General features: G+C 70.8%; 14 protein-coding genes. 8 read left to right on the forward strand and 6 right to left on the reverse strand.

Annotated elements, in window-relative coordinates; all coding sequences use genetic code 11:
* Positions 1-20 precede the first annotated feature (20 nt).
* On the reverse strand, positions 21-1,223 hold the full coding sequence (locus tag BpN12_RS22140; protein WP_246797590.1) for an MFS transporter: 1,203 nt from the start codon (positions 1,221-1,223) through the stop codon (positions 21-23).
* A gap of 111 nt (positions 1,224-1,334) precedes the next feature.
* On the opposite strand from BpN12_RS22140, the gene BpN12_RS22145 reads away from it, so the two are divergent.
* Both BpN12_RS22145 and BpN12_RS22150 read left to right on the forward strand, forming a co-directional pair.
* Positions 1,335-2,324, forward strand: coding sequence for an AraC family transcriptional regulator (locus tag BpN12_RS22145; protein WP_246797591.1), 990 nt, complete (start codon positions 1,335-1,337; stop codon positions 2,322-2,324).
* Between the two features lie 302 nt (positions 2,325-2,626).
* Positions 2,627-3,916: an MFS transporter gene (locus BpN12_RS22150; protein ID WP_246797592.1), complete on the forward strand. Its 1,290-nt coding sequence runs from the start codon at positions 2,627-2,629 to the stop codon at positions 3,914-3,916.
* A gap of 57 nt (positions 3,917-3,973) precedes the next feature.
* Here BpN12_RS22150 and BpN12_RS22155 read toward each other — a convergent pair whose 3' ends face one another.
* Positions 3,974-4,849 carry a LysR family transcriptional regulator gene (locus BpN12_RS22155; protein WP_246797593.1) on the reverse strand — a complete coding sequence of 292 codons (876 nt, stop codon included), beginning with the start codon at positions 4,847-4,849 and terminating at the stop codon, positions 3,974-3,976.
* A 115-nt stretch (positions 4,850-4,964) separates the two neighbouring features.
* On the opposite strand from BpN12_RS22155, the gene BpN12_RS22160 reads away from it, so the two are divergent.
* The 5 genes from BpN12_RS22160 to BpN12_RS22180 all read left to right on the forward strand — a co-directional run bounded on the left by BpN12_RS22160 (position 4,965) and on the right by BpN12_RS22180 (position 10,279).
* Positions 4,965-6,089: a mandelate racemase/muconate lactonizing enzyme family protein gene (locus BpN12_RS22160; protein WP_246797594.1), complete on the forward strand. Its 1,125-nt coding sequence runs from the start codon at positions 4,965-4,967 to the stop codon at positions 6,087-6,089.
* A gap of 88 nt (positions 6,090-6,177) precedes the next feature.
* Entirely contained in the window at positions 6,178-7,728 is a 1,551-nt protein-coding gene (locus BpN12_RS22165) for a UxaA family hydrolase (protein WP_246797595.1), read from the forward strand.
* Positions 7,729-7,768: 40 nt separating this feature from the next.
* Entirely contained in the window at positions 7,769-8,578 is an 810-nt protein-coding gene (locus BpN12_RS22170; RefSeq protein ID WP_246797596.1) for an NAD-dependent epimerase/dehydratase family protein, read from the forward strand.
* A gap of 131 nt (positions 8,579-8,709) precedes the next feature.
* A complete protein-coding gene (locus tag BpN12_RS22175; RefSeq protein WP_246797597.1) occupies positions 8,710-9,504 on the forward strand; it encodes an SDR family oxidoreductase in 795 nt (264 codons plus the stop codon).
* Between the two features lie 70 nt (positions 9,505-9,574).
* A complete protein-coding gene (locus tag BpN12_RS22180; protein WP_246797598.1) occupies positions 9,575-10,279 on the forward strand; it encodes a ribonuclease activity regulator RraA in 705 nt (234 codons plus the stop codon).
* Positions 10,280-10,386: 107 nt separating this feature from the next.
* On the opposite strand, the gene BpN12_RS22185 is transcribed toward BpN12_RS22180, so the two are convergent.
* Together BpN12_RS22185 and BpN12_RS22190 are read right to left on the reverse strand one after the other, a co-directional pair.
* Positions 10,387-11,466 (reverse strand): lactonase family protein, encoded by a 1,080-nt coding sequence (locus BpN12_RS22185; RefSeq protein ID WP_246797599.1) that lies wholly within the window; start codon positions 11,464-11,466, stop codon positions 10,387-10,389.
* Positions 11,467-11,653: 187 nt separating this feature from the next.
* On the reverse strand, positions 11,654-12,544 hold the full coding sequence (locus tag BpN12_RS22190) for an NAD(P)-dependent oxidoreductase (RefSeq protein ID WP_246797600.1): 891 nt from the start codon (positions 12,542-12,544) through the stop codon (positions 11,654-11,656).
* A 300-nt stretch (positions 12,545-12,844) separates the two neighbouring features.
* Here BpN12_RS22190 and mgrA point away from each other — a divergent pair, with 300 nt between their 5' ends.
* On the forward strand, positions 12,845-13,885 hold the full coding sequence (gene mgrA, locus BpN12_RS22195; protein WP_246797956.1) for an L-glyceraldehyde 3-phosphate reductase: 1,041 nt from the start codon (positions 12,845-12,847) through the stop codon (positions 13,883-13,885).
* Positions 13,886-14,054: 169 nt separating this feature from the next.
* Here mgrA and BpN12_RS22200 read toward each other — a convergent pair whose 3' ends face one another.
* Together BpN12_RS22200 and BpN12_RS22205 are read right to left on the reverse strand one after the other, a co-directional pair.
* Positions 14,055-14,633, reverse strand: coding sequence for a class I SAM-dependent methyltransferase (locus BpN12_RS22200; protein WP_246797601.1), 579 nt, complete (start codon positions 14,631-14,633; stop codon positions 14,055-14,057).
* A 401-nt stretch (positions 14,634-15,034) separates the two neighbouring features.
* Positions 15,035-15,970 (reverse strand): AraC family transcriptional regulator, encoded by a 936-nt coding sequence (locus tag BpN12_RS22205; RefSeq protein ID WP_246797602.1) that lies wholly within the window; start codon positions 15,968-15,970, stop codon positions 15,035-15,037.
* Positions 15,971-15,972 lie beyond the last annotated feature (2 nt).

The raw sequence follows: 15,972 nt of genomic DNA on the forward strand, positions 1-15,972 counted from the left end.
GGCGTTGCGCCCGACGTACTTCAACCGGCCTTGGCCTCGGCGCGCACCGGCACGCCGGCCACGATGATCGCGACGCCCACGGCCAGCACCACGGCCGCCGCGACGAACACGCCGGTCGCGCCGCGCGAATCGAACACCACGCCGCCGGCGGCCGCGCCGAGCGAGATCGCGAGCTGGATCGCGGCCACGATCAGGCCGCCCGCGCTCTCGGCCTCGTCCGGCACGGTGCGCGTGACCCAGGTGGACCAGGCCACCGGCACGCCGCCGAACGCCATGCCCCACAGCGCGACCAGCACCGCGTCGATCGCCGGCAGGTGGCCGAAGATCGACAGCGCGATGCCGAGCGCCACCATCAGCGCCGGCATCGCGATCAGCATCGGGCGCAGCCGGTGTTCGAGCACGCGGCCCGCGAGCGGCGTGCCGAGGAAGTTCGCCACGCCGTAGCCGAGCAGGATCGCCGACAGCGCGTTCACGCCGACGCCGGCCACCTCTTCGAGGAACGGGCGCAGGTAGGTGAAGAACGCGAAGTGGCCGGTGAACACGAGGATCGTGGCGAACATGCCCACCCCCACGGTGGGCCGGCGCAGCACGTCCACCAGCGTGCGCAGCCGCGTGGTGCCGGAGGGCGCCATCGACGGCAGCGTGGCCAGCTGCGCCGCGAACGACAGCGCGCCCACCGCGGCGGCCGCGAAGAACACGTTGCGCCAGCCGATCAGATGCCCGAAGTAGCTGCCGAGCGGGGCCGCCGCGATGGTGGCCACCGCCACGCCGCTGAAGATGATCGACAGCGCGCGCGGCACCATCGCGGGCGGCACCAGCCGCATCGCGGTGGCGGCGGACATGGTCCAGAAGCCGCCGAGCGCGACGCCCAGCAGCACGCGGCCGATCAGGATCGCGCCGAAGCTGGTGGCGCTCGCCACCAGCACGTTGGAGGCCACCAGCAGCACCGAGAACGCCAGCAGCACGCGGCGCCGGTCGATGCCGCGCGTGATCACGGCGATCAGCAGGCTGGTGACGAGCGCGACCGCGGCGGTGATCGTGACGGCCTGGCCCGCCGTGCCCTCGGTGATGCCGAGGCTGGCGGCGAGCGGCGTGAGCAGGCTCGCGGGCAGGAATTCCGCGGTGACGAGCCCGAACACGCCGAGCGCCATCGCGTAGACGGCGCTCCATGCGGGCTGTTCGGCCGGGGTCACGGTGGCGGAGGTCTGGGGGCTGATATCCATGGTTCGTTTCGCTCGAGACTAGGGTTTACGACGAGCGCATAGAGTACGGGCCAGCAGGCTGACGGTCTATGACATACAATCCGCGAAACTTGATCGAACGTCCGGATCACCATGCCCGACACGCCCCAATCCCTCCCCGATTCCCACGATCTCGTCAGCGAACTGCTGCTCGGGATGCGCCTGAAGGGCGTGCAGTACCGCCGGCTCCATCTCGCGCCGCCGTTCGGCGTGCGCTTCCACAACCCGCCCGTCTGCGCGCAGTTCCACTTCATCGGCAAGGGCTCGGTGCTGCTGCGCGAGGCGGACGGCAGCACCGTCGCGCTGCATGCCGGCGATGCCGTGCTGATGCCGCGCGGCGGCATGCATGCGCTGCTCTCGGCGCCGGACGTGAGCTGCATGTCGGTGGCCGATTTCGACACCGCGAAGCTCTGCGAATCGATCGCCGCGATCGACACGATGCAGGGCGGGCGGCCCGCGCACGGCGAGGCCGACGACGACGTGCTGATCTTCAGCGGCTGCATGGAGCTCGATCTCGGCGGGATGCAGCCGCTGGTCGCCTCGATGCCGGAGATGATGCACGTGGGCACGCTGCTGGAACGCTACCCGGAGCTGCGCGCGATGCTCGACGCGATGGAGCGCGAGTCGTGCCTGGAGCGGGCCGGCTTCGCGGCGGTGCTGGCGCGGCTGGCCGACGTGGTGGCCGCGTTCATCGTGCGCGGCTGGGTGGAGTGCGGCTGCGGCGACGCTGCGGGCTGGGTACAGGCGCTGCGCGACCCGCGCCTGGGCCGCGCGCTCGTCGCGCTGCATCGCGACCCGGGCCGCAACTGGACCGTCGCCGAGCTGGCCGCCGAGGCCGGCAACTCGCGCTCGGTGTTCGCCGAGCGCTTCCTCGCGGCCACCGGCATGACGCCGGTGCGCTACCTGACCGAGCTGCGCATGCGGCTCGCCGCGCAATGGATCGCGCGCGACCGCGAGCCGATCGAGGCGGTGTCGTACCGGCTCGGCTACGGCTCGCTGGCCGCGTTCAGCCGCGCGTTCAAGCGCACCATCGGGCATCCGCCCGGCGTGGTGCGCGCGCTGGGCGACGCGTATACGGGCTGAGAACGACGCCTCGCTTCGCGGCCGTGCGCCGGCCGATCGATCGTTTGTTCGTTCATTCGCAGTCCCTCACATTCGCGCAGCACGCTGACAAACGGCTGACGGCGCGAGCCAGCCCGCCCGAGGTCGAAAGAATTTTTATCTTTTGAAACAATCGGCGCTGGCTTTCCCCATGCCGGCATCGCCAGCACACTCCTGACCGACACCCGGCGTGCCTCGCGCGCGCCGGCCCGCCGCGCCGTCGCGAGCGGGGCGCGCCCGGCCCGTGCCGGGCGCCGCCGATGAGTCGAATCATGGAGACAGCGATGAACCTTCGACGATACCGTTACGTGGTAGCCGGCCTGCTGTTCGCCGCCGGCGCGATCAACTACATGGACCGCGCCGCGCTCGGCATCGTCGCGCCGATGGTGGGCGGCACGCTGCATCTGTCGCCGTCGCAGCTCGGCATCGTGTTCAGCGTGTTCTTCGTCGGCTACTCGATCTTCTCGTTCCTCGGCGGCTATCTGTCGGACAAATGGGGCACGCGGCGCGTGTTCACCTGGGCGATGGCGATCTGGTCGCTGTTCTGCGCGCTGACCGCGGCGGCCACCGGCTTCGTCTCGCTGCTGGTCTACCGCGTGCTGTTCGGCATCGGCGAAGGACCGATGAGCTCGAACACGAACCGCACCATCTCGAACTGGTTCCCGCGCCACGAGGCGGCCACCATGATCGGCTTCACGTTCTCGGGCCAGACGCTCGGCAACGCGATGGCCGGGCCGATCATCGGCCTGATCGCGCTCGGCTTCGGCTGGCGCGTGTCGTTCGTGGTGATCGGCGTGCTCGGGCTGCTGTGGATCGCCTGCTGGCGGCTGCTGGTGACCGAGACGCCGGCCGCGAGCCGCCATGTGGGCGCCGCCGAGCGCCGCCTGATCGAGGACAGCCGCGCGAGCGCCGAGGTGCGCAACGCGGAGCCGGCCGGCACCACGCTCGGCACCTATCTGAAGCGGCCCAGCACGCTCGCGCTCGGCGCCGGCCTGTTCGCCGTCAACTACACGCAGTACGTGTTCATCTCGTGGCTGCCGAGCTACCTGACCACCGAGCGCCATCTCGACCTGAAGTCGATGAGCCTGGTCTCGTCGATCCCGTGGATCTGCGGCGCGCTCGGCTATTTCGGCGGCGGCCTGATCGGCGACTTCATCTATCGGCGCATGGATGACCCGATCCTCGCGCGCAAGCTGGTCGCGACGATCCCGCTCGCGCTGTCGGGCGTGGCGGTGCTGCTGATCACCTCGGCGAACTCGCTGAGCCTGGCCGTCGCGCTGATCGGCGCGGCGCTGCTGTTCCTGACCGGCTCGTGCCAGTCGATCTGGGCGATCCAGCACGAGATCCTGCCGCTGCACCGGCAGGGCGGCGTGGGCGGCTTCATCCATTTCCTCAGCAATCTGTCCGGGATCGTCGGACCGGCGCTGACGGGCTTCCTGATCCAGTACTTCGGCGGCTACAGCAGCGCGTTCCTGTTCGGTGCGCTGATCGATTTCGCCGGCGCGCTGGCGATGCTGTTCTGCATTCGCGGGGCGCTGACGCTGCGTGTCTCGCACGCGCATTCGGTGGAGTGAGGCGGGGCGATTGTCCCATGCCGCGCGGGCGTGGCTTCGGGTGCCGAATGCGGCGGCTCAGGCGCCGGCCAGCTCCGATGCGACGCCGAGGAACGCCTGCACGAGCCGCACGCGCGCCGACGAGCGATGCCAGATCAGCCCGACGCGGCGCTTCAGGAACGCGTGCGGCAGCGGCCATTTCGCGAGCGACAGCCCGTCGAGCGCGCGCACGTTCCAGTCCGGTACCAGCGACACGCCGAGCCGGCGATCGACGAGCGCCGCGATCGCCGCGAGCCCGTCCAGCTCGCAGCGCTGGTTCGTGATGATGCCGTGCTGGCGCAGGTAGCTGTCGGCCAGCTGGCCGCCCACCACGTTGCGGTCGTAGCGGATGAACGGCTCGGCCTGCAGCGTCAGGTGCGGGTCGCTGACCGCCATCGAAGCCGGCGCGAGCAGCACCAGCGGCTCCTCGCGGAACGTATGCCACTCGCAGCTCTTCGGGATGTTGAACAGCGGATGCGCGATCAGCGCCGCGTCGAGATCGCCGTGGACCACCTTGCGATAGAGATCGAGCGAGGTGCCGGGCTCCAGGTAGAAGTCGATCGCCGGATGGCGCGCGAGCAGCTGCGCGAGCACGGCGGGAATGAACGCCGTCATCATGGTGGCCATGCCGCCGATGCGCAGCTGGCCCGCCAGCACCGACGATTCGGCCAGGTCCGACTTCAGATCGCGGATGTCGTGCAGGATCGCGCGCGAGCGTTCGAGGATCCGCTCGCCGGCCTCGGTGGTGCCGACCGTGCGGCCCGAGCGGCGCACCAGCTGCGCGCCCAGCTCCTGCTCCAGCATCTTCACCCGCTGCGCCACCGCGGCCGGCGTCAGGTCGAGCCGGCGCGCCGCTTCGGCGATCGAACCGAGTTCGACCACATAGACGAAGCTCTGCAGGTAGCGGGAGTCCATCGATAAAAATTCTATGCTTTGAAGAAGCCAAAGCATACTTCCTTTGCCTGCCGCGCTGCCTTCACACTTACCCTAACAGGCGGCCGGTAAGGGCCGCCCTCAACGGAGGAGACAGATGCCCATCATCGAATCGATCGAGGTGTGCGCGGCGGCCGTGCCGCTCGACCGCGTGACCTCGTTTGCCACGCGAACCGTGGCGGTGCGCCATTACGGCCTCGTGAAAGTGCGTTCGACCGACGGCGTGGAAGGCATCGGCTTCTGCTACGTGGGCAGCGCGGGCGGCGCGCTGCTGGGCGCCGCCGTCGAGCAGCTGCTCGCGCCGCTCCTGATCGGCAAGGATTCCTACGCAGTGGAAGGGCTGTGGCGCGCGATGTACGACGAGGCGCTGCTTCAGGGGCGCGCCGGCACCGTGATGCGCGCCATCAGCATCCTCGACACGGCGTTGTGGGACCTGAACGCGCGCACCCACGCGGTGCCGCTGCACAAATACCTGGGCGCCTGCCAGCTCGACACGGTGCCGGCCTACGCGAGCGGCGGCTACTACCTCGACGGCAAGACGCCCGAGATGCTCGGGCAGGAGATGGCCGGCTACGTCGAGCAGGGCTTTCGCGCCGTGAAGATGAAATGCGGGCGGCTCTCGCCGCGCGAGGAGGAGGCCCGCGTGCGTGCCGCGCGCGAGGCGATCGGCCCCGACGTCGAGCTGATGCTCGACATCAACAACGGCTGGACCGACGTGCCGCAGGCGCTGCAATACCTGCGCCGGCTCGAGGCCTACGATCCGTATTTCGTCGAGGAGCCGTTCTCGCCCGACGACGTCGATAACCACGCGCGGCTCGCGAAGGCAACGCGGATTCCCGTCGTGACGGGCGAGATCGGTTATGGCCGCTGGTATCACAAGGCGCTACTCGAGGCCGGCGCGGCCGCGATCCTGCAGACCGACGCGGCCGTCTGCGGCGGCATCAGCGAGTGGCGCCGCATCGCGGCCACGGCCGCCAGCCACGGCGTCACGATGTGCCCGCACTGGTTCCACGACCTGCACGCGCCGCTGGTGGCCGCCACGCCGAACGCGCGCTACGTCGAGTTCTTCCCCGACGATCAGGTGCTGAACTTCCGCCGGCTCGTCGACCGCCAGCTGAGCCATCGCGACGGCCGCGTCGTGCTGCATCAGACGCCGGGGCTCGGCTTCGGCTTCGACGAGCAGCAGGTCGCGAAGTACGGCCGCTGGACCCGCATCGGCTGATGGCGCTGCCACGTCGGCCGCGCTTCCCGCGATAGCACTTTCGCCGGCCGGCTTGCCGCCGGGCCGGCGCTTTCCCTTCGCCCACACCATGCTTTCCACATCGACCAAGACCGTTGCCGGCCCCGTGATCCGGCTCCATCCCGACGACAACGTCGTGATCGCGCGCACCGACATCGCGCTCGGCACGCCGCTGCCGCTCGGCGAGCCTGTCAGCTGCCGCAGCCAGGTGCCGGCCGGCTACAAGATCGCCGCGCACGCGATTCGCGACGGCGAGCCGATCCGCAAATACAACGTGGTGATCGGCTTCGCGGCCGGCGAGATCGCGGCCGGCACGCTGGTCCACAGCCACAACCTGACGTTCCGCGAGTTCGATCGCGACTACGCGTTCGGCGCCGACTACCGCCCGGTCGAGCCGCTGCCCGAGGCCGAGCGCGCGAGCTTCGAGGGCTTCGTGCGCGAGAACGGCGCGGTGGGCACGCGCAACTATCTCGGCATCCTCGCCACCGTGAACTGCTCGGCCACCGTCGCGCACCGGATCGCCGCGCACTTCACGCCGGAGCGGCTCGCCGACTATCCGAACGTGGACGGCGTGGTGGCGTTCACGCACGGCATCGGCTGCGGCATGGAGATGAGCGGCGAGCCGATGGCGCTGCTGCGCCGGACCCTGGCCGGCTATGCGCGCCACGCGAACCTGGCCGCGGCCGTGATCGTCGGGCTCGGTTGCGAGCGCAACCAGCTGGCCGGCCTGCTCGAACAGGAGGGGCTGCAGCCGGGCACGCGGTTGCATACGTTCGTGATGCAGGAATCGGGCGGCACGCGCCGCACCATCGAGGCCGGCATCGCGGCCGTGGCCGCGCTGCTGCCCGAGGCGAACCGCGCCACGCGCCGCACGGTGCCGGCCGCGCATCTGCGCGTCGGCCTGCAATGCGGCGGCTCGGACGGCTTCTCGTCGATCACCGCGAACCCCGCGCTCGGCGCGGCCGTCGACCTGCTGGTGCGGCACGGCGGCACCGCGATCCTGTCGGAGACGCCCGAGATCTACGGCGTCGAGCACACGCTCACGCGCCGCGCGGCGAGCCGCGAGATCGGCGAGAAGCTGGTGGAGCGGATTCGCTGGTGGAAGCACGAATACTCGGTGGGGCGCGACGTGCAGATCAACGGCCAGGTCAGCCCCGGCAACCAGGTGGGCGGCCTCGCGAACATCTTCGAGAAATCGATCGGCTCGTCGATGAAGGGCGGCACCGGCCCGCTGATGGCCGTCTACCGCTACGCCGAACCGGTCACCGCGCGCGGGCTCGTGTTCATGGACACGCCCGGCTTCGATCCGGTCTCGGCCACCGGGCAGATCGCCGGCGGCGCGAACCTGATCGCGTTCACCACCGGGCGCGGCTCGATGTTCGGCGCGAAGCCGGTGCCGTCGCTGAAGCTGGCCACCAACACGCCGATGTACCGGCGCCTCGCCGACGACATGGACCTGAACTGCGGCGGCATCCTCGACGGCACGGCCACCATCGAAAGCACCGGGCGCGAGATTTTCGACGCGCTGCTGGCCACGGCGTCGGGGCAGCGCACGCGCAGCGAGCTGCTCGGGCTCGGCGACCACGAGTTCGTGCCGTGGCAGATCGGGATCATGAGTTGAGGGGCGGCGCGCCGCCGCCCAGGCAGACAGGAGCCACGAGATGACGAAGGTATTGATCACCGGCGCGGCGGGCCAGATCGGCCGCGTGCTGCGAGAAGGATTGACGGGCCGCTACGCGCTGCTGCGGCTCGCCGACATCGCCGCGCAGGCCCCGGCGCGCGAGGGCGAGGAAGTCGTCACGGCCGACATCACCGATGCCGCGCAGCTGGCCCGGGCGATGGCGGGCATCGACTGCGTGGTCCACCTGGCCGGGATTCCCGACGAGGACAGCTGGGAGCGGATCCAGCGCATGAACATCGAGGGCTGCTATCAGGTGTTCGAGGCGGCGCGCGTGGCCGGCGTGAAGCGGCTCGTGTTCGCGAGTTCGAACCACGCGGTGGGCTTCCACCGGCGCGACCGGATGATCGACGACACGGCCGCGCCGCGCCCCGACAGCCGCTACGGCGTGTCGAAGGTGTTCGGCGAGGCGCTCGGGCGGCTCTATGCCGACAAGCACGGGCTGTCGGTGGCCTGCCTGCGGATCGGCTCGTTCCGCCCCGACGACCGGCCCGGCGCGCCGCGCCATCTGTATACGTGGATCAGCCATCGCGACACCGTGCAGCTCGTGCGGCGCGCGATCGAGCATCCCGGCTATCACTTCGTGATCGTCTACGGCGTGTCGGACAACGCACGCAACCGCTGGGACAACGCCAATGCGCGCTTCCTCGGCTACCGGCCCGAGGACGACGCCGAGCGGCACGCGGCGCGCATCCTCGCCGAGGCGCCGGCCGAGGATGCGTTCGAGGCGCTGTTCCATGGCGGCTTCGGCTGCCGCGTCGAATACGACGGGCACCCCGACGACGTCGATTGAGCGGCGCTGCGCCCGCTTCATCCGCCGGCCTCATCCGCCGGCGTCATCCGCCGGCGTCATCCACATTCCGGCACGGCATGCCGCCGTGCCGACCGATTTCGCAACCACGGCCATCGGGCCGGGAGACAGACATGGATCTGGGTTTGAACGGCAGGACCGCGCTCGTGATGGGCGGCGGCGGTGGGCTCGGGCGCGCGATTGCCACGGCGCTGGCGCGCGAGGGCGCGAACCTCGTGCTCGCCGATCTCGACGAGGCCGCCTTGCGGCAGTCGGCGCAGGCGGTCGAGGCCGCCGCGCCGGCCGGCGTGCAGGTGCAGGCGTTGCACTGGGATCTGGCCGAACTCGACGCGATCGACGCGCGCGTGGCCGCGATCGAGGCGCGCTTCGGCGGTGTGGACGTGCTCGTCAACAACACCGGCGGGCCGCCGCCGACGCCGGCCTCGGGGCAGGCGGCCGAGGCATGGCGCAAGTATTTCGACATGATGGTGCTGTCGGTGATCGCGATCACCGATCGCGTGCTGCCGGGCATGCGCGAGCGGCGCTGGGGCCGCGTGATCACGAGCGCCTCGTCGGGCGTGATCGCGCCGATCCCGAACCTCGGCATGTCGAACGCGCTGCGCGCCTCGCTGGTGGGCTGGTCGAAGACGCTTGCGCGCGAAGTGGCGCGCGACGGCATCACCGCGAACGTGGTGGTGCCGGGCCGCATCGCCACCGACCGGATCCGCTTCCTCGACGAGGCGAAGGCGCGTCGCGAGGGGCGCCCGGTCGAGGCGGTGGCGGCCGAGAGCACCGCGTCGATCCCGCTCGGCCGCTACGGCGAGCCCGCCGAATACGCCGACGCCGTCGCGTTCCTCGCCAGCGCGCGCGCCGCCTACATCACGGGCTCGGTGCTGCGCGTGGACGGCGGCCTGATCGCCAGCATCTGAGCCGGGCTCTGGCGGCTCCCCGTTCGTTCATTCGACTGTTTGCCTGTTCGTCTTTGCTGGAGGAATCACCATGTCAATCGATCCGCAGATCGCCTGCGCGCTGTCGTCGGTCACCACCGCCACGCTCACCACGCTACTGCTGAAGCAGGGCCTGCGCAACGTCTGGATTCGCGGCGCGCGGCCGTTGCGCGAGGGGCAGCCGCGCCTCGTCGGGCGCGCCTTCACGCTGCGCTTCGTGCCGGCGCGCGAGGATCTCGCGACGCCGGAATCGTGGTCGTCGCCGCGCTCGACGCGCGCCGCGATCGAGGCGATGCCGGCCGGCTGCATCGCCGTGGTCGATGCGATGGGCATCACCGATGCCGGCATCTTCGGCGACATCCTCTGCGCGCGGATGCGCCGGCGCGGCGTGGCCGGGCTCGTGACCGACGGCGTGATGCGCGACGTGGCCGGCGTGCTCGATACGCAGCTGCCGGTGTGGAGCCGCGGCGCGGCGGCGCCGCCCTCGGTGGCGGGCCTGACCTTCGTGAACTGGCAGGAGCCGGTGGGCTGCGGCGGCGTGGCCGTGTTTCCCGACGACCTGATCGTCGTCGATACCGACGGCGCGATCGTGATCCCGGCCGCGCTGGTGGACACCATCGCGAACGCGGCGCCCGAGCAGGAGCGGCTCGAAGGCTGGATCATGGAGCAGGTGCGCAACGGCGCGTCGCTGCCGGGGCTGTATCCGCCGAACGAGGAGAACCGCGCACGCTACGAGGCATACAAGCGCGCGTTGTGACGATCGATCCGCTTTGTCTCAGGTCGATCGCGGCGCCGCGCCGGGCGCGTGGCCGGCGCGGCGCTCGCGGCATTGTCCTGGGTCGATCCGGCCGCGCGCGCCGCGCGTCACGCCTCGTGCGCGACGATCTCCACCCAGTTTGCACCGTGTCCGCCGGGCAGGCGCGAATGCAGCACCGGCAGGCCCGATTCGGCGTCGATCTCGTAGAGCGCGACCCACGGCGAACGTTCCCCGCAGGCGATCAGGCAGCGGCCCGACGGATCGATCGCGAAGCCGCGCGGCTGTGCCTCGGTCGGCACCGCGCCGGCGTGTACGAGCGTGCCGTCGTCGGCCACGCGCAGCACGAACAGGCGGTGCGTGGTGCGTTCCGAAACATAGACGAAGCGCCCGTCGGGCCGCACCTGCAGGTCGGCGGCCCAGATCGCGCGGGCCAGCGTGGCCGGGTCCGGCTGCGGTTCGGTGGCGGGCGGACGAGCCTGGCCGTCGTGCAGCGCCGTGAGTTCGAGCGGGCGCGGCGTGACGCCGTGCAGGCTGAGCCGGCCGTCGTCGCGATCGCGCCGGAACACCGCGACGCGCGCGCTGAATTCGCTGAGCACGTACAGCCACGCGCCGTCGGGCGAGAGCCGCAGATGGCGCGGGCCGAAGCCGGCTTCGAACGGCACCGTGGCGACGATCGCGAGCGGCGCCTCGCGCGCGGCGTCGAGCGTGCAGCAGACCAGCATGTCGCCGCCGAGCGAACTCGCGTAGACGAAGCGGTCGTCGGGCGAGACCACCACCGCGTGCGCATGGCGGATCCCGGGCAGGATCTGGCGCGGCGCGGCATCGCCGTGTTCGAGCCGCGCCAGTTCGTGAACCACCAGCTGGTGCGCGCCATACGAGGCGCCGAACAGGAAGCGCCCGGCATGGTCGATCGCGAGCGAGACGTGGCCCGCCTCGACCGCGAGCCGGTAGCCGGTTTCGAGCCGGCCTGTGTGAGGTTCCAGCCGGCATTGCACCAGCGTGGGCGGCGTGCCGCGCGTGGCCGCGTAGAGCGTGGCGCGGTCCGGCGCGACCGCGAGCGGCATCACCTGCGGGCCGACCATGTGGCGCGTGCCGGCTTGCAGCGCCGGCCGCTCGGGGTCCAGCAGATAGGTGGCGAGATCGGCGTCGGCCGCGTTCGCGACGACGACGGTGAGCAGGTTCGGCATGATGGCGGCGCGGGCGAAGGTGAGGGGGCGGCGCGCGCCGCGTGCCGTGCCGGCATGACCGGCGAGGCGCGCGCCGGCCTCAGTATCGCGCGCGGTGCCGGGCCGGAACAGCGGCTGCCGCTTGCTTGATTCGATAGCGATTGTTGCTTGCCGGCGCGTGCATGCCCGCGTGCGCGCCGGCGGGCGCTCAGACCGAATGGCCGTTGGCGCGCGCGATGTAGTCGGGCAGATGGGGCACGTAGTCCTCGGCGCCGGTGGCGCCGGCCGCAAGCGCAGTGGCATAGGCGTTCTTGACGGTGCTGGCCACGTAGGTCGCGCAGCCGGCATGGTTGCCCATCGCCTCCACGTAGCGCAGGTCCTTGTGCGCGTTCGTCAGCGTGAACTTGTGCGCGTCGCGCTTGCCCTCGAGCGTGTAGCCCATGAAGGTCTGGTAGAAGCCGCAGTCCATGCGGCTGCCGCGCAGCACGCCGTCCACCTGCTCGGCCGTGAGCCCCGACTTGCGCGCGATCGCGAGCGCTTCGGCGTAGAGCGCGCCGTAGCCGAGCGCGACGAAGTTGTTGATCAGCTTCATCCGGTGGCCGTCGCCGACGCCGCCCACGTGGACGACCTTGGCCGTCCACGGCGCGAACACCGGCTCGAGCCGCGCGAACACGGCCGGCGTGGCGCCGACGATGGCCTGCAACTGGCCGGCCTCGGCCTGCTCCGGGGTGCCGCCGAGCGGCGCGTCGCAATAGTCGACGCCGCGTTCGGCCAGCATCGCGGCCACGCGCTCGGTGGCGGCCGGGTCCGAGGTCGAGCAGTCGACGATGATCGTGCCTTCGCGCAGGTGGTCCTTCATCTCGCCGATCACGGACTCGACGGCCGGCGCGTCGGTCAGGCACAGGAACACGATCGACGAGGCCGCCGCGAGCGCGGCCAGCGAGGCGGCTTCCTGCGCGCCGCGGCCGACCAGATCGTCGACGGGCGCGCGATTGCGGCGGCCGACGACGGTGAGCGGATGGCCGGCGCCGAGCAGGTGTTTCGCGATGCCGTGGCCCATCAGCCCGACGCCGACGAATCCGATTGCAGCCTTTTCCATGTGTGTTCTCCCGGGGAATGGTGAGCGATGAGGTGAGCGGGGCGCGCCGCCGTGCGCGGCGCGCGAGGTGTTGGGTGAGGCCGCCGCCTGGCGAGCTTCGATGCAAGGGCGCCGCGCGGGCGCGACGGCCAGCAGCTTAGCAAGTCCGGCTTGCCGCATCTATTCCGAAAATAGATGGATTCGATCTGCAGAATCAATTTCCGGAATGCCGTGCCATGCCTCTACACTCGTCGCCTCGCACGCGATGCGACGCCGCGGATTCGCCCGGCGCCGTGCATCGGTCCAGGAGGAGAAAACATGATGCAGTATCAGGCGGACCCGAATCGTTATCACGACGCCATGCCTTATCGCCGCGTCGGCCGCAGCGGCATGGTGCTGCCGGCCATCTCGCTCGGCCTCTGGCAGAACTTCGGCGGCGTCGACGTGTTCGAGACCGGCCGCGCGATCCTGCGCCGCGCGTTCGACCGCGGCGTCACGCATTTCGATCTCGCCAACAACTACGGCCCGCCCGCCGGCTCGGCCGAGGAAAACTTCGCGCGCTGGCTCGCGGCGGACTTCAAGCCCCACCGCGACGAGCTGGTGATCTCGACCAAGGCCGGCTGGGCGATGTGGCCCGGCCCCTACGGCGGCCCGACCGGCACCCGCAAGCACCTGATCGCGAGCTGCGAGCAGAGCCTGCGCCGCATGGGGCTCGACTACGTCGACGTGTTCTATTCGCATCGCGTCGACCCGGATACGCCGCTCGACGAGACCATGGGCGCGCTCGCGCAGCTGCACCGGCAGGGCAAGGCGCTGTACGTCGGCATCTCGTCGTACTCGCCCGAACTGACGCGCCAGGCGGCCGCGATCCTCGAAGCCGAGGGCGTGCCGCTCTTCATCCACCAGCCGAACTACTCGATGCTGAACCGCAGCATCGAGCACGGGCTGCTGCAGACGCTCGACGAACTCGGGGTGGGCTGCATCGGCTTCTCGCCGCTCGCGCAGGGCCTGCTGACCTCGAAGTACCTGAAGGAGGTGCCGGCCGACGCACGCGTGAGCCGCAGCGGTTCGATGAACGCGGGAATGCTGAACGCCGACAATCTCGAGCGGATCCGCGCGCTGAACGCGATCGCCGAGCGGCGCGGCCAGACGCTCGCGCAGATGGCGATCGCCTGGACGCTGCGCGACGCGCGCGTGTCGTCCACGCTGATCGGCGCGCGCACCGTGGCGCAGCTCGACGATGCGCTCGATGCGGTCAAGCAGCTCGCGTTCAGCGCCGAGGAACTGGCCGAGATCGACCGCCACGCGCAGGACGGCAACGTCGATCTCTGGCGCGTGTCGTCGGGCATCGGCGCGCAGTAAGGCTTGCGTGGCGGGCGGCGGGCATGGCGCCCGCTGCGCGCCATGCGCGGGCCATGAAGGCCCGGGCCATGATCACGGTCCACGGCGGCTCATGGCCGCCGTTATCCAACCGCCGCGGAGCGCGTATCCGGCCCGGCGGTTTTTTTTCGTGGACGCAGCGCCGCCGCGCCTACTTGCGCGAGATCCGGTAGACGGCCGCGGGCGGCAGGTTGCGGAACACGCGGCCCACGCAGACGGCCTTGAGCCCCAGCGCGTGCAGCGTCGCGCGCGGGATCGGGCAGCGGAAGCCGTAGGTGAACTGGTAGAGCGCGCCGTCGTCCTGCAGGTAATGGAACGCGCCGCCGACGATCGCGGCCACCTTGTCCTTCGGCATCGACAGCAGCGGCAGGCCGCTCACCACCGAGCCGACCGAGCGCGGCAGCGCCACGCCGAGCGGCAACAGGTTGGCCGCGTCGCCCACCACGATCTTCGCGTCGGGAAAGCGCCCCGCGAGCAGGGCGGCGAAGCGTTCGCTGCTGTCCACCAGGATCAGGTCGCGCTGCGCGAGCCCGCGGCGCAGCAGCGCCTTCGTGAACACGCCGGTGCCGGCGCCGAGTTCGAGCACGGGGCCGTCGAGGCGGGAGATGTCGCGCGTCATCAGGCGGCCGAGCGGCTCGCCCGACGGGGCGATCGCGGCGACGCTGAGCGGATTCTCGAACCAGGACCTCAGGAAGAACAACAGATCGGACGATGCGCTTCGGATTCGCATGGGTCGGGTACCTTAACAGGGGAGACCGGATTCGCGCGGCACGGGCCGCGCGTCGGACTGAAGGATTTTGCGCGGGGCAACGCCGCCTAGTGTTGCATCGTTTCGGCTCCGGTTGAAATCGCGGTCATAGATCGTTGCAACTTTTTTGTGCCAGTCGCGGTGAGGCTGGCGAACGCGCCAGTTTCGCGACAGGAACGGGGGCGGGCGGCGCGTGCGACGGTACGATTTTCCGGTCGATCGCGATCATCGGTCGGATCGTGGGTGGTGGGAATCGGGTTTGCTACTGGGGTGTGAGCGGCGGGCGAGCAGCGGTGCGAGGGGAGAACCCGCTGCCGCTTTGCGGTGCCGCAACGAGACGATCGGGCAAGTTGACTCGGAAGCGGACTGGAAGCGAGCCCGGTTCAGACGACCGGTTCGGTCGCCACGCCGTGCTCGCGGATCGTGCTGACGTCGCGCTTGGGCGCGTCACCGAACAGCCGCCGGTATTCGCGGCTGAACTGCGTCGCGCTCTCGTAGCCGACCTGGAACGCGGCGCTGGCCGCGTCCACGCCGTCGTTGATCATGAGTCGGCGCGCCTCGTGCAGCCGCAACTGCTTCTGGTACTGGATCGGGCTCATGGTGGTGAGCCGCTGGAAGTGGCGATGCAGCGTGGAGACGCCCATCCCGCACAGCGCGGCCAGATGCGCGACGTTGCACGGCTCGCGGTAGTGGGTGCGCAGCCATGCCAGCGCGCGCGTGATGCGCGGCGCCGGCGAGTCGGTCTGGATGATCTGGCGCAGGCTCGGGCCGGCCGGCCCGGTCAGCAGCAGGTAAAGGATCTCCCGGTGCAGCAGGCGGCCGAGCACGGCGGCGTCGTGCGGGCGGCGCAGCAGCGCCACCATGCGCGCGAGCGCGTCGAGCAGTTCGGCCGACAGCGGCGCCACCGCGAAGCCGGGCGCGGCCGGCGCGACGCCGGCCAGCGTGGCGCCGGTCTCGGCCAGCACCTCGCGCGCGGCGTCGAGGTCGAGCCGGATCTGCAGTCCCGTATAGGGCCGCCGGCGGCTCGCGCCCGGCACCTCGACGATCGCGGGCAGGCCGAACGAGGTGAGCAGGAAGTGGTCGGGATCGTAGGAGAACGGCTTGCCGTCCACCAGCAGGTGCTTGACGCCCGAGATCGAGACGCACATGCCCGGTTCGTACAAGTAGGCGCGCGGCGGGATCGGCTCGGTGAGGCAGCCGATCGCGAGGCCGTCCACCTCGGTCCGGCCGCGCGGATCGGGGCGCGGATGCGCCAGGATGCCGGCCTCGATCTCGCGGCGCAGGCGGTCGATGCGTTGGCGGGCAGTTTCAGGTGTCATGC

The sequence above is a fragment of the Burkholderia perseverans genome (assembly GCF_022870505.1).
In the GTDB taxonomy this organism is placed as follows: domain Bacteria; phylum Pseudomonadota; class Gammaproteobacteria; order Burkholderiales; family Burkholderiaceae; genus Burkholderia; species Burkholderia plantarii.

Bases quoted from the DNA above. Each gene is read 5' to 3' on its own strand.
- mgrA (WP_246797956.1), top strand. From the start codon at position 12,845: ATGCAGTATCAGGCGGACCCGAATCGTTATCACGACGCCATGCCTTAT.
- BpN12_RS22145 (WP_246797591.1), top strand. From the start codon at position 1,335: ATGCCCGACACGCCCCAATCCCTCCCCGATTCCCACGATCTCGTCAGC.
- BpN12_RS22165 (WP_246797595.1), top strand. From the start codon at position 6,178: ATGCTTTCCACATCGACCAAGACCGTTGCCGGCCCCGTGATCCGGCTC.
- BpN12_RS22170 (WP_246797596.1), top strand. From the start codon at position 7,769: ATGACGAAGGTATTGATCACCGGCGCGGCGGGCCAGATCGGCCGCGTG.
- BpN12_RS22180 (WP_246797598.1), top strand. From the start codon at position 9,575: ATGTCAATCGATCCGCAGATCGCCTGCGCGCTGTCGTCGGTCACCACC.
- BpN12_RS22185 (WP_246797599.1), bottom strand. From the start codon at position 11,466: ATGCCGAACCTGCTCACCGTCGTCGTCGCGAACGCGGCCGACGCCGAT.
- BpN12_RS22140 (WP_246797590.1), bottom strand. From the start codon at position 1,223: ATGGATATCAGCCCCCAGACCTCCGCCACCGTGACCCCGGCCGAACAG.
- BpN12_RS22155 (WP_246797593.1), bottom strand. From the start codon at position 4,849: ATGGACTCCCGCTACCTGCAGAGCTTCGTCTATGTGGTCGAACTCGGT.
- BpN12_RS22200 (WP_246797601.1), bottom strand. From the start codon at position 14,633: ATGCGAATCCGAAGCGCATCGTCCGATCTGTTGTTCTTCCTGAGGTCC.
- BpN12_RS22190 (WP_246797600.1), bottom strand. From the start codon at position 12,544: ATGGAAAAGGCTGCAATCGGATTCGTCGGCGTCGGGCTGATGGGCCAC.
- BpN12_RS22205 (WP_246797602.1), bottom strand. From the start codon at position 15,970: ATGACACCTGAAACTGCCCGCCAACGCATCGACCGCCTGCGCCGCGAG.
- BpN12_RS22150 (WP_246797592.1), top strand. From the start codon at position 2,627: ATGAACCTTCGACGATACCGTTACGTGGTAGCCGGCCTGCTGTTCGCC.
- BpN12_RS22160 (WP_246797594.1), top strand. From the start codon at position 4,965: ATGCCCATCATCGAATCGATCGAGGTGTGCGCGGCGGCCGTGCCGCTC.
- BpN12_RS22175 (WP_246797597.1), top strand. From the start codon at position 8,710: ATGGATCTGGGTTTGAACGGCAGGACCGCGCTCGTGATGGGCGGCGGC.